The sequence below is a fragment of the Nonomuraea sp. NPDC049152 genome (genome assembly GCF_040648355.1).
Classification (GTDB): Bacteria; Actinomycetota; Actinomycetes; order Streptosporangiales; family Streptosporangiaceae; genus Nonomuraea.
Window position 1 is genome coordinate 81,324 of sequence record NZ_JBEZDO010000033.1, and the last position, 11,830, is coordinate 93,153.

At 70.9% G+C, this 11,830-nt stretch carries 10 protein-coding genes and 1 pseudogene; 4 read left to right on the top strand and 7 right to left on the bottom strand.

Annotated features, from left to right (window positions below; genetic code table 11):
* From AB0B45_RS41490 to AB0B45_RS41500, 3 genes and pseudogenes are all read right to left on the bottom strand, one after another.
* Positions 1-1,401: amidase (locus AB0B45_RS41490; protein WP_358142846.1), on the bottom strand; the 1,401-nt coding region annotated here is incomplete at its 3' end.
* 110 nt (positions 1,402-1,511) lie between these two features.
* Positions 1,512-1,712, bottom strand: a pseudogene (locus tag AB0B45_RS41495) (toxin-antitoxin system HicB family antitoxin); the annotation flags it as partial.
* Positions 1,705-2,556, bottom strand: a complete 852-nt coding sequence (locus AB0B45_RS41500; RefSeq protein ID WP_358142848.1) for an SPFH domain-containing protein — start codon at positions 2,554-2,556, stop codon at positions 1,705-1,707. The gene AB0B45_RS41500 and the pseudogene AB0B45_RS41495, both read right to left, overlap by 8 nt.
* 193 nt (positions 2,557-2,749) lie before the next feature.
* Here AB0B45_RS41500 and AB0B45_RS41505 point away from each other — a divergent pair, with 193 nt between their 5' ends.
* The 3 genes from AB0B45_RS41505 (at position 2,750) to AB0B45_RS41515 (ending at position 6,691) form a co-directional block, all read left to right on the top strand.
* Positions 2,750-3,262 carry a SigE family RNA polymerase sigma factor gene (locus AB0B45_RS41505; RefSeq protein WP_358142850.1) on the top strand — a complete coding sequence of 171 codons (513 nt, stop codon included), beginning with the start codon at positions 2,750-2,752 and terminating at the stop codon, positions 3,260-3,262.
* Entirely contained in the window at positions 3,259-4,209 is a 951-nt protein-coding gene (mltG, locus tag AB0B45_RS41510) for an endolytic transglycosylase MltG (RefSeq protein ID WP_358142852.1), read from the top strand. The genes AB0B45_RS41505 and mltG overlap by 4 nt, the downstream gene beginning before the upstream one ends.
* A gap of 142 nt (positions 4,210-4,351) precedes the next feature.
* Complete coding sequence (locus tag AB0B45_RS41515) at positions 4,352-6,691, top strand: M28 family peptidase (RefSeq protein ID WP_358142854.1); 2,340 nt, start codon at positions 4,352-4,354, stop codon at positions 6,689-6,691.
* A 317-nt stretch (positions 6,692-7,008) separates the two neighbouring features.
* Here the strand turns inward: AB0B45_RS41515 and AB0B45_RS41520 are convergent, their stop codons facing one another.
* The 4 genes from AB0B45_RS41520 to AB0B45_RS41535 all read right to left on the bottom strand — a co-directional run bounded on the left by AB0B45_RS41520 (position 7,009) and on the right by AB0B45_RS41535 (position 11,490).
* Entirely contained in the window at positions 7,009-7,854 is an 846-nt protein-coding gene (locus AB0B45_RS41520) for an aldehyde dehydrogenase family protein (RefSeq protein WP_358142856.1), read from the bottom strand.
* Between the two features lie 162 nt (positions 7,855-8,016).
* Positions 8,017-9,438, bottom strand: coding sequence for an aldehyde dehydrogenase family protein (locus AB0B45_RS41525; protein ID WP_358142858.1), 1,422 nt, complete (start codon positions 9,436-9,438; stop codon positions 8,017-8,019).
* 5 nt (positions 9,439-9,443) lie between these two features.
* Entirely contained in the window at positions 9,444-10,373 is a 930-nt protein-coding gene (gene deoC, locus AB0B45_RS41530) for a deoxyribose-phosphate aldolase (protein ID WP_358142860.1), read from the bottom strand.
* 64 nt (positions 10,374-10,437) lie between these two features.
* The gene (locus tag AB0B45_RS41535) at positions 10,438-11,490 is read right to left on the bottom strand and encodes a hypothetical protein (protein ID WP_358142862.1); all 1,053 of its coding nucleotides are present in this window, start codon (positions 11,488-11,490) and stop codon (positions 10,438-10,440) included.
* Positions 11,491-11,645: 155 nt separating this feature from the next.
* Here AB0B45_RS41535 and AB0B45_RS41540 point away from each other — a divergent pair, with 155 nt between their 5' ends.
* Positions 11,646-11,798 carry a hypothetical protein gene (locus AB0B45_RS41540; RefSeq protein ID WP_358142864.1) on the top strand — a complete coding sequence of 51 codons (153 nt, stop codon included), beginning with the start codon at positions 11,646-11,648 and terminating at the stop codon, positions 11,796-11,798.
* Positions 11,799-11,830 lie beyond the last annotated feature (32 nt).

Genomic DNA, 11,830 nt, shown 5'->3' on the forward strand with positions numbered 1-11,830 from the left:
GGAAGGGGTGGAAGGGGTGGAAGGGGTGGAAGGGGTGGAAGGGGTGGAAGGGGTGGAAGGGGTGGAAGGGGTGGAAGGGGTGGAAGGGGTGGAAGGGGTGGAAGGAGTGGTGAGCTGGGCGGCGAGCAGCAGCAGGTGCGGCTCGCCGGCGGGCGGGGAGATCAGCTGGAGGCCGATGGGCAGCCCGCTGGAGTGGCTGCCGAAGGGCAGCGACAGGGCGGGCCAGCCCGCGAGGTTCCACGGGGCGGTGGCGGCACTCGCCAGGACGTCGCGAAGCAGCCCGCGCGAACCCCAGCCGCTCGCCGGCGGCGGCAGCGTCGCGAGGGTCGGGGTGAGCAGCACGTCGGCGTTGCCTAACCACTGGTCGGCGCCGTAGTCGCGCCAGCGGTCGCGGACCCTGCGACCGTCCAGGCCGAGCCTGCCGAGGACACGGCCCGCGCGGGCGAGGGCGCGAGTGCGACGCCCCATGAGGCGCCGGTCGACGTGGGCGGCCTCGTCCGCGGCGCACGCCAGCCACGTCGCCACCGCCGCGGGGCCGAGCGTCGCGGGCAGTCTCGTCGGGTGCTCGACGACGGTGTGTCCCGCTTCGCGCAGCCGTGCGGCGGCGGAGACGACCGCCTTGGCGAACTCGCCGTCCATCCCGAACCCTTTCGGGAGCGGCTGCGGGGCGTAGGCGACGCGCAGGCCCGCCTGCCCTGGTTCGAGGGCGCGGGGCGGCCTGAGCAGCCAGTCCTCGTCGTCGTCATCCTCGTCGTCCTCGACCAGGTGCGCGGGTTGCCATTCCTTCCACGCCATGGCGAAACCCGGCTCGCCCGCCAGCACCGAGAGCGTCAGCGCCAGGTCGGCCGCCGATCGCGCCAACGGTCCGTTCTCCGACATTCCTCGCCAGTCATGCGTGGGCGCAGGCACCACCCCAGGGCCCGGCTTCAGCGCGAGCACCCCGCAACCGGCCGCCGGGATCCTGAGCGAACCGAGGCCGTCGTTCCCGAGCGCGACGGGCACCATCCCCGCCGCCACCGCCGCCGCGCTCCCGCCCGGCACGTTCGTCAGCCCGACCACCACCGCGCCCGCCGCCCGCAGCCGCACCACCGCCGGGTGGTCCTCCCTGGCGGGCGCCGCCGACGTCGCCTTCGACCCGTTGCGCGTGCTCTCTCCTGCGACCGCCAGGTTGTCCTTCACCGCGACGGGCACCCCCGCCAGCGGCAGCCCGCTCAGATCCGTTCTCTTCTGCACGGCCCGCGCCTCGTCGACCGCCTGCTCCCTGACGAGTCTGAACGCGCCGATCTCGACATCGCGTTCGGCGATCGCGTGGAGGTGCTCCTCGACGACCGCGACGGCCGATGCCTCCCCCTGGCGTACGGCCGCCGCGATCTCGATCGCGGACCTGCCTGCCCACACCATGCACCGATTCTGTCCTCAGCGGAACGCCTTCACCAGAGGCAGCGCCCGGTTACTACGCGCCGACGCCCGCGCTCCGGCTCACGTCACCGGCGGGAGCCGGAGCGAGATCACGACCGAGGCTCCCTTCCTGCCTGCTTCAGAGCGAGGCGCAGGGCGTACTCGATCTGCGCGTTGATGCTCCGCAGGTCGTCCGCGGCCCACTTGGCGATCGCCTCGTGGACCGCGGGGTCGAGACGGAGCAGGAGCTTCTTCCGCTCGGACGCTCGCGCGCCCCGCGTCGCCGGGCCCTGCTCGTCGTCCGTGTCAGGCATACAGGCTGCCGGTGTTCACCACCGGCTGGATCGCCCGGTCGCCGCAGAGGACGACCAGGAGGTTGGACACCATCTGCGCCTTGCGCTCCTCGTCCAGGTCGACGACGCCCTCGGCGGCCAGCCTGTCGAGCGCGAGGTGGACCATGCCGACCGCGCCCTCGACGATCCGCGTCCGGGCGGCGACGACCTGGGCGGCCTGCTGCCGCACGAGCATGGCCTGGGCGATCTCCGGCGCGTAGGCGAGGTGGGTGATGCGGGCCTCCAGCACCTCGACACCCGCCAGCTCGGTCCGCTCACGCAGCTCCGTCGTCAGCTCGGTGGCCACCTCCGCGCCGTCGCGCAGGCTGGTGCGGGCGGGCTCGTGCGAGTCGTACGGGTGCGTGGTGGCCAGGTGCCGCACCGCGGCCTCCGACTGGATCGCGACGTACTCCTCGTAGTCGTCGACGGAGAACGTCGCCCTCGCCGTCTCCACGACCTTGTAGACGACCACCGCGGCGATCTCCACCGGGTTGCCGTCGGCGTCGTTGACCTTGAGCTTGGCCGTCTCGAAGTTGCGCACCCTGAGCGTGATCTTACGCTTGCTGGTGAAGGGCAGCACCCACTGGAACCCCGCGTCGGCGATCGAGCCGACGTAGCGCCCGAGGAACTGGACGACCTTGGCCTCGTTGGGGTTGATCACGGTCAGTCCGGTCAGGACGACGATCGCCACCACGGCCCACGCGATCGCGAGGACGGCCGTCGCGGCTTCGCCCCTTCCCAGGCCGACGATGGCGGCCAGGACGCCGAGCCCGATCAGCACGGCGAGGACGAGGAAACCGTTCAGCCGGAAAGCTCTTCTCTCCATGCACATCCCCTTGGTATCGAAGTGATATCACTACGATAGCTCACAAGAGGATCGGATGCGCGGCCGAGCCTTCGATCCCTCGGCCGATCACCCCAGAGCGGAGCGCCATGGGCAGGGTCGGCCACTTCGGGCGCGTTGGCATAGATCGACGCGGCGCCTGCGTCCTTGCTTGGTGACATCGCGAGGAGGACAGGTGGATCCAGGATTCGAGGCGGACTTCCGTCAGTTCGTCATCGATCGGTCGGAGGCGCTGTTCCGTACCGCGTACCTGCTGACCGGCGACCGGCACGCCGCCGAGGACCTCGTGCAGTCGGCGCTGACGAAGACGGCCGCCAGGTGGCGCGGTCTTCGCGACCCCGCGGCGATCGAGGGTTACGTCCGCCGCGTCATGTACCACGAGCGCGTGAGCTGGTGGCGGCGCCGTTCCCGGGTCGCGGAAGTGTCGGCCGCATGGCTGCCCGACCAGGTCGGCGACGGGCACGCGGAGGCCGCGGACCTGCGCCTGGTGATGCGCGCGGCGCTCGCCCGGCTGACGCCCAGGCAGCGGACCGTGCTCGTGCTGCGCTACTTCGAGGACCTGTCGGAAACCGAGATCGCGGGACTGCTCGGGATCGGTGTGGGTTCCGTACGCAGTCAGATCTACCGCTCGCTGGAGCGTCTGAAGAAGGCCGCGCCTGAGCTCAACGCCGTGAAGGAGTTCGGATGAACATCGAGGACCTGCTGCGCGAGACCCTGTCCGACATGGCCGTGGAGGAGCAGCCGCCCCCGCCGGGCCGCTTCCTCCAGGCCCGGGGGCGCCGACCGCGCCGAGGGCTCGTTCTGGCCACGGCTGCGGCGGCGGCCGTCGCCGTACTGGCGGCCGGATCCGCGCTCGCGGTCCAGGGCCTGTCCTCCCGAGGACCGGGGAACCCCACGGGACAGAGCTCGCGTCCGAGCCCCGATCGCCTGCGGCCGCCCACCCTGACCGTGAAGCAAGGGCTACGGCTCTCGCAGATCTTCGAGCAGCTGTCGGCCGTCACCGGCAAGCCCGTGAGGGAGTTCAGGCGCGCGGCCGAGGACGGCGAGGCGCTCGGCCTCCCCACGTACGCCAAGGGCAGGCTGGAGGGGTTCGCCTTCCCAGGGACCTACGAGGTGCCGCCCTCGTCGAGCCCGAGCGGGATCCTCGCGTCGATGGTGACCCGCTTCGAGCGCGCCGCCGAGGACAGCGGGCTGGTGGAGGGGGCCAGGCGACTTCACCGTACGCCGCTGGAGGTCGTGACCGTCGCGAGCATCATCGAGGCCGAGACGTACGACAAGCGCGACATGCCGAAGGTCGCGCGGGTCATCTACAACCGGCTGAACCGGACACCCCGGATGAAGCTGCAGTTGGACGGCACGGTCCTGTACGGCGCGGGCAAGTTCGGCAGGGCGGCCTCGAATGAGGACCTCAGAACGTCTTCGCCGTACAACACCTACACCCATGCGGGGCTGCCGCCCGGCCCCATCGGCAACCCGGGGGCCGACGCCATCGAGGCCGCGCTGCGGCCCGCCACCGGGTCCTGGCTGTACTTCGTGGCGACCGATCCGAGGAAGGGCACCGTGAAGTTCGCCAGTTCCGGAGCCGAGTTCCTCGAGCTGGTAGCGGAGCGCGCAAAGAATCTGAGAAAGGGATGACTTCGACGACACGGCCGCGTTCCTGGGATGGCGGCGGACTGAAGATCACCCGGACTGCGCCCGAACCTGCGGAAAACCGCAGGTATTTCCGGGTACGCGCATCATTACGGCGGCCGAGCGGCGAAATCTAGCGTTTCTCCCCATGATGGGAAAGTTGTTCGACGTCCCGCGCCGAGTGGCGGCAGGGGTGTCCGCCCTGCTCGCGCTCGCCGTGGTGATCATGCTGACCGCCATGACGGACAGTACGCCGCAGCCGCGCCCGGCCTCCGCGCCGAGCCAGGAGTTCAGCGCCGAGCGGGCCCTGGTCCACCTCGAGAAGTTCGCCACCGTGCCGCGCCCGCTCGGCAGCCCCGCCGGCGACCGTGCCAGGGACTATTTGGCAGGACAGCTGCGTGCCGCGGGACTCACGGTCGAGATCCAGCGTTCCGTCGGGGCGTGGGCGTCGAGGGGGCTGGCCACGTTCGGGCGGGTGGACAACATCGTGGCCACCCTGCCCGGCACGGACTCGACCGGCACGGTGCTGATCGCCGCGCACTACGACTCCGCGGCCATGGGTCCCGGCGCATCCGACGACGGGGCGGCGGTCGCGGCGATGGTGGAGACCGTCAGGGCGCTACAGGCGGGCGGCGGCGAGGGCCTGCGCAACGACATCGTCCTGCTGATGTCGGACGGCGAGGAGGACGGCGTGCTGGGCGCCGAGGCGTTCGTGCGCCAACACCCGCTGGGCCGTAAGGGCGGCGTGCTGCTGAACTGGGAGGCCCGCGGGGTCGGCGGCCCCTCGCTGATGTTCCAGACCTCCAGGGACAACGCCGGGCTGGTCGAGACGTTCGTGAACGGCGTGCCGCATCCGCGCGGCGACTCCTCCATGGGCGAGCTGTACCGGCTGCTGCCGAACAACACCGACTTCACCCCGCTGACGAAGGCCGGATTCACCGGCCTGAACTTCGCCTATATCGAGCGCTCCTCGTACTACCACACGGCCGGCGACTCCATCGCCAACCTCGATCGCGGCAGCCTGCAACATCACGGCGAGAACATGCTGGCGCTGGCCCGCGCCCTCGGCGGCGCCGATCTGCCCGCGCTGGCCTCCGACCATGACGTCACGTACTTCCGGATCTTCGGAATCATGGTCACCTACCCTGTTGCGCTCGTCTGGCCGCTGGCGCTGCTGGCCGTGCTCGCGCTGCTGGGGCTGGCTCTGGTCGCGCGCAGGAGGCGGCTGGTGAGCGTTCCCCGGCTGCTCATCGGCGCCGTGTCGGCCGTCGTGCCGCTGGTGGTGTCGGTGGTTCTGGCACAGGGGCTGTGGGAGGTGCTGGTGGCCTGGCGGCCCGCGTACGACGGGATGGGCGGGCTGCTGCACCGCCCGCAGGGGTTCCAGGCGGCCATCGCGGTCCTGTCCGGGCTGGCGCTGCTGGGCTGGTACCTGCCGCTGCGGCGCAGGCTCGGGCCCGCGGCGCTGGGCGTCGGCGCGCTGGTGTGGCCTGCCGGGCTCGGTGTGCTGTGCGCGCAGGTCGCGCCCGGGATGTCCTACATGTTCACCCTGCCCGCGCTGTTCTGCGCGCTCGGCGGGCTGGCCGTTCTCGTGCTTCCCGGACCTGCCTGGGCGCGGGTCGCGGCGACGACGCTGGGCACGGTGATGGCCGCGACGCTGCTGCCCGCCCTGGCCAGGAACGCCTTCGACGGGATGGGGCTCGCGCTCGGCGGGGCGAGCGCGCTGGTGCTGGCGCTGTTCGGGCTGACCGCGCTGCCGATCGCGGAGCTGTTCCTGCCCGAGCCAGGCCGCAGGCCCGGCCGCGGCGCCGTGTTCGCCGTGCCCCTGGTGGCCGTGGGGCTCGCGATGGCGCTGGTCGGCGCCGGACTGGCGACGGACACGTTCGACGCGGACCATCCGCGGCGCACGCACCTGGCGTACGTCATGGACGCCGACACCCGGGCCGCCCGATGGGTCAGCGCTGACGCCGATCCTGGCGAGTGGACCAGGCGGTACGTGTCCGGCCACGACGTCACAGGGCTGCCGGAGGGATACGCGCGGGGCACGCTGTGGACCGGCACCGCGCCGTCGATCAAGGCCGACGGCCCCAGGGTCGCCATGCTGGCGCGCGACGCGGACACGATCAAGCTGCGCGTGACCGCCGGGCAGGGCGCACGTTCGGTGACGCTGCGGGTCGATCAGCCGATCACCGAGGCGACCGCGGCGACCGCGGCGACCGCGGCGACCGGCGGGATCGGCCAGGTGACCGTCCCCGTCACGGGCACGCGGGTCAACACCTGGCCCGCCGAGATCCGCTTCCGTGGGATCCCCGCGCGGGGCGCTCAGATCACGCTGCGGGTGCCGGGCGCGAGCCGCATCCGCCTCACCGCGATCGCCGAGACGGACGGCCTGTCCGCGGTGCCCGGCTTCGTCCCTCGGCCGCCGGACCTGGTGGCGGCCACCCGCGAGGACGGCGACCTCCTCGCGATCACCCGCACCTACACCTTCTAGCCGCCAAGACCCGGCGACCTTGCGGACAACGGAGTACCGCCTTGCGCGATCACCACCCTGAACGGGCAACTGGTGGTGGACATCGCCTCCGTCGGGCATCTGGATGCGTAACCGAAGATCGGCTCTGCCTACCGCTCGACGGTCGGTCAACTCGACCTGACGCTCAGGCAGACCGGATGTCCGCGCGGACGATCGCCATCACGCACCAGCGCGTAAGAGCGGGCAGGCCGGTGACACTCGTACGTCACCGGCCGAATCCGTGTGGTCAACGGGCGCGGGAAGGGGGCGGGAGCCCCCTGGGAAGAGGGACGATGCTCTTAGACGCCCGCCGGGTGCCACACCGTCTTGGTCTCCAGGAACGCCGTCATCCGTCCGATACCAGGGTCCGCGCCCCAGTCGCCCTCAGCAGGCCTGAGCACCCGCTTGAGGTTCTCCGCCGCCTCCTGCTCGCACCGCAGCGCCAGGTCCGCGTCCGTCACTCCGGTCAGGTCGAGCCCGTTGACGTCCATGTGGGCCGCCAGCCAGGGCGCGATCTCCGCCTGCCGCCCGGTGAGGACGTTGACCACCCCGCCGGGCAGGTCGGACGTGGCCAGCACCTCGGCCAGCGTGATCGAAGCCAGCGGCGAGCTCTCCGAGGCCACCACCACGCACGTGTTGCCCGTGACGATGGCCGGCGCGACGACCGAGACCAGCCCGAGCAGCGGGTCGGCGGGCGCGATCACCGCGACCACGCCGGTCGGCTCGGGCGAGGACAGGTTGAAGTACGGCCCTGCCACGGGGTTGGCCGACCCCCGCACCGAGGCGATCTTGTCGGACCAGCCCGCGTACCAGACCAGCCGGTCGACGGCCGCGTCCACCTGCTCGAGCGCCGCCTTCTTACCCCCGCCGATCTCCTCGACGAACTGGGCGCGGCGGCCTTCCAGCATCTCGGCGACGCGGTAGAGGATCTGCCCCCTGTTGTACGGCGTGGCCGACGACCATCCGGGGAACGCCTTGCGCGCGGCCGTCACGGCGTCGCGCGCGTCCTTGCGCGAGGCCCTGGACGCGTTGGCCAGGAAGTCGCCCTTCGGGGACGTCACGACGTACGACCTCCCGCTCTCGGAACGCGGGAACGCCCCGCCGATGAACAGCTTGTAGGTCTTGCGAACGGTCAGCCTGCTCATCGCTTCTCCTCCGCCGGCCGTACGGGAACGAAGATCTGGCCGCAGCGGCTGACTCCGCAGCGGTGGGCGAACCAGCCGGTCCGCAAGGGGCGGCCCGCGCGGGCGTAGGCGTGTCCGCGAGTGGCGTGGGCGCGCCTGGCCCGCCTGCGCCGCAGGCGATGATCACACAGCAAGGTAGGCCTCCAGACCCGCGAGACCGCCTTCACGGCCGTATCCCGACTCCTTGTAGCCGCCGAAGGGCGAGGTCGGGTCGAACTTGTTGAAGGTGTTGGCCCAGACGACGCCGGCTCGCAGCCGGTCGGCCATCCACAGGATGCGCGACCCCTTCTCCGTCCACACGCCCGCGGAGAGGCCGTAGGGCGTGTTGTTCGCCTTCTCGACCGCTTCGGCGGGGGTGCGGAACGTCAGCACCGACAGCACGGGGCCGAAGATCTCCTCGCGCGCGACGCGGTGCGACTGCGCCACACCCGTGAAGATCGTCGGGGGGAACCAGAAGCCCTTGTCGGGCAGCGGGCAGGCGGGCGACCAGCGCTCGGCGCCCTCCGACTCCCCTGCCTGGGACAGTTCTTTGATCTTGGCGAGCTGCTCGGCGGAGTTGATCGCCCCGATGTCGGTGTTCTTGTCCAGCGGGTCGCCGAGGCGGAGCGTGGACAGCCGGCGCTTGAGCGAGTCGAGTAGTTCGTCCTGCACCGACTCCTGCACCAGCAGCCGGGATCCGGCGCAGCACACGTGTCCCTGGTTGAAGAAGATGCCGTTGACGATGCCCTCGACCGCCTGGTCGATCGCGGCGTCGTCGAAGACGATGTTGGCGGCCTTGCCGCCGAGCTCCAGCGTGAGCTTCTTGGACGTGCCGGCCACCGTACGGGCGATGATCCTGCCCACCTCGGTCGAGCCGGTGAAGGCGACCTTGTTCACGTCGGGGTGCGCGACGACGGCGGCGCCGGTCTCGCCCGCGCCTGTGACGATGTTGACGACGCCCGGCGGCAGCTCGGCCTGCTGGCAGATCTCGGCGAACAGCAGCGCGCTCAGCGGCGTGGTCTCGGCGGGTTTGAGGACGACCGTGTTGCCGCACGCCAGCGCGGGAGCGATCTTCCAGGCCAGCATCAGCAGCGGGAAGTTCCACGGGATGACCTGGCCCGCCACGCCCAGCGGCTTGTCGCCGAAGCCCGCGTAGGCGAGCTTGTCGGCCCAGCCGGCGTAGTAGAAGAAGTGCGCGGCGACGAGCGGCACGTCGACGTCCCGCGACTCGCGGATCGGCTTGCCGTTGTCGAGCGACTCCAGGACGGCCAGCTCGCGGGCCCGCTCCTGGATGATCCTGGCGATCCTGAACAGGTACTTGGCGCGCTCGGAGCCCGGCAGCGACGACCAGACGCCGAACGCCTTGCGGGCCGCCTGCACCGCTCGGTCCACATCGTCGGAGGAGGCCGAGGCGATCTCGGCCAGCGTCTCCTCGGTGGCCGGGTTGACCGTCTTGAACGCGGGACCCGTGCCGTCCACGAACTCGCCGTTGATGAACAGCCCGTACGACGCCTTGATGTCGACGACGTCACGCGACTCGGGTGCGGGGGCGTACTCGAACACCATCGTGATCAGTCCAGGGTGAAGTAGTCGGGACCGGCATACCGGCCTGTGGCGAGCTTCTGCCGCTGCATCAGCAGGTCGTTCAGCAGCGAGGAGGCGCCCAGCCTGAACCAGTCGGGGTTCAGCCAGTCCTCGCCGACGGTCTCGTTGACCAGCACGAGGTTCTTGATCGCGTCCTTGGTCGTGCGGATCCCGCCGGCGGGCTTCACGCCTACCTGCCGGCCCGTCCGCGCGCGGAAGTCGCGCACGGCCTCGAGCATGACCAGCGTCACCGGGAGCGTGGCCGCGGGGGCGACCTTGCCGGTGGAGGTCTTGATGAAGTCGGCCCCGGCGATCATGGCCAGCCACGAGGCCCGCCGTACGTTGTCGTAGGTCGCCAGCTCGCCCGTCTCCAGGATCACCTTGAGGTGGGCGTCGCCGCAGGCGGCCTTCACCGCGACGATCTCCTCGAACACCTTCATGTAGCCGCCGGACAGGAACGCGCCCCTGTCGATCACCATGTCGATCTCGTCCGCGCCCGCGGCGACGGCCAGCGCGGTGTCGCTCACCTTCACCTCGAGCGAGGAACGGCCGCTGGGGAACGCGGTGGCCACCGAGGCGACCTTCACCCCCGAACCGCCCAGCGCCTCGACCGCCACCGGCACCAGGTCGGGGTAGACGCAGACCGCGGCCACCCTCGGCGCTCCCGCGGCGGTGTACATCGCCTTGGCGCACATCGCCCTGACCTTGCCGGCGGTGTCGGCGCCCTCCAGGGTGGTCAGGTCGACCATGGAGATGGCCAGGTCGATGGCCTCCGCCTTGGCGGTCGTCTTGATGGAGCGGGTGGAGAGCATCGCAGCCCGCTGGTCCGCGCCCACCCGGTCGACACCGGGCAGGCCGTGCAGGAAGGCTCGCAGCGTGGCATCGGAGGAGGCCACGTCCACGAGCGAGGTAGTCACAGTTGACACCATCACAGCATCGCCGACCGGGACGGGTAGTTCCAAACCGGACCTGCCGGAATGTTCATTGATAGGTCAGCACCAATTGCCGTACCCCCGTGGGGGCGCTCGCCTCGACCGTCGCCCACATCCGCGTGGAGCCCGGCACGTTGGTCAGCCCTCTGATCTCCGCGCGTGTCGTGCCCTGCGGGGTCACGGGGACCTCCGACCACGTGCCGTCGACGAAACGGACGAGCGCGTCCGGCTGCCGCGGCCGCGCCGCGCCCAGCCACAGCCCGCTTCCTCCGTCCGTGGCGACGTAGGTGTACGCGGTCGAGGGCGTGCGGTGGTCGAGCCGCTGCCATGACGTGCCGTCCCAGCGCAGCACGACCGCCTCGCGAGGCAGGCCGCCCACCGTGATCGCCCCGACCGCGTACCCCAGGTTCCTGTACGGCATGGCGATGTCGTTGAGCTCCAGGTAGCCGCCCTCGGGCAGCTCTATAGGGGGAAGCGGCGTGCTCGTCCACTCCCTGCCGTTCCACCGCAGGATCGAGGCGGCGCGCTCGCCGTCGTAGCCGAGCTTGTCCTCGCCCGGGCTGCTCAGCGCCCACACCTGCTGCGCGGACACGGCGGCGAAGTCGCTGATCGGGTACGGCGCGGCCACCGTCCGCCATGCCGTACCGGACCAGTGCCAGAGCACGTCCGACATGCCGTGCGGCCCGAACCGCAGCCCCGCCGCCCAGCAGTCGTCGGGACCGGTGGTCGCGGCCGCCGTCACGTGCGCGGACTCCACGACGATCGGCAGGCTGCTCCACTTCCCTGCCGCGAGACGGTGGACCTCGATCTGGTCGGGGTTCTCGGCGAACCTCCAGCTCATCCCGGGTCCCGCGGCCGTCACCAGGTACGGCACCGCCGGATCCGTCTCGTCCCGCCATGCCACGCCGTTCCACCGCATGAGCGGCAACCCCGAGCGGACGACCCACGCGTCGTCCTGGCCGGTGGCCCCTACCGCGCCGAGGCCACCCCAAATGCTCGCCTCAGCCGCGGCCGAGACGTGCCATTCCCGGTCCTGAGCTGCGACGGGAGCGCCCGCGACGAGTAGCGCGCCGGCCGTCGCGATGATCGTCCATAGCTTCACGCCGCACCATGGTGGCCTGTCTAAGGCGGTGTTCAGGCGTGTCCTAGGTAGTCCTAAGCCGAAGGTTCGGCAGAGATAAGGCATCCGACCGATGTGAAGGGGTGGGCCTTAGGACGAATCTTGAACATGTCAGCAATGAACAGGAGAAATCAGCAATGAACCCGGAAATTGAGTACCAGCTCATCCAGTCCCACGCGCGAGAGCTCCGCCAGGCGGCCGCCACCCACCGTCGAGTACGGGAGGCCCAGAAGTCCGGCGAGACCGAGCGTCGCCACCGCTCGGTCTTCGGCAAGCTCCGCAAGTCATGACCACCCCACGAGAGCCCGGCCGCATCCTCCCT

Coding starts and splice junctions, on each gene's coding strand:
- AB0B45_RS41500 (WP_358142848.1), bottom strand. CDS start 2,556: ATGGAGAGAAGAGCTTTCCGGCTGAACGGTTTCCTCGTCCTCGCCGTG.
- mltG (WP_358142852.1), top strand. CDS start 3,259: ATGAACATCGAGGACCTGCTGCGCGAGACCCTGTCCGACATGGCCGTG.
- AB0B45_RS41515 (WP_358142854.1), top strand. CDS start 4,352: ATGATGGGAAAGTTGTTCGACGTCCCGCGCCGAGTGGCGGCAGGGGTG.
- AB0B45_RS41520 (WP_358142856.1), bottom strand. CDS start 7,854: ATGAGCAGGCTGACCGTTCGCAAGACCTACAAGCTGTTCATCGGCGGG.
- AB0B45_RS41525 (WP_358142858.1), bottom strand. CDS start 9,438: ATGGTGTTCGAGTACGCCCCCGCACCCGAGTCGCGTGACGTCGTCGAC.
- AB0B45_RS41540 (WP_358142864.1), top strand. CDS start 11,646: ATGAACCCGGAAATTGAGTACCAGCTCATCCAGTCCCACGCGCGAGAG.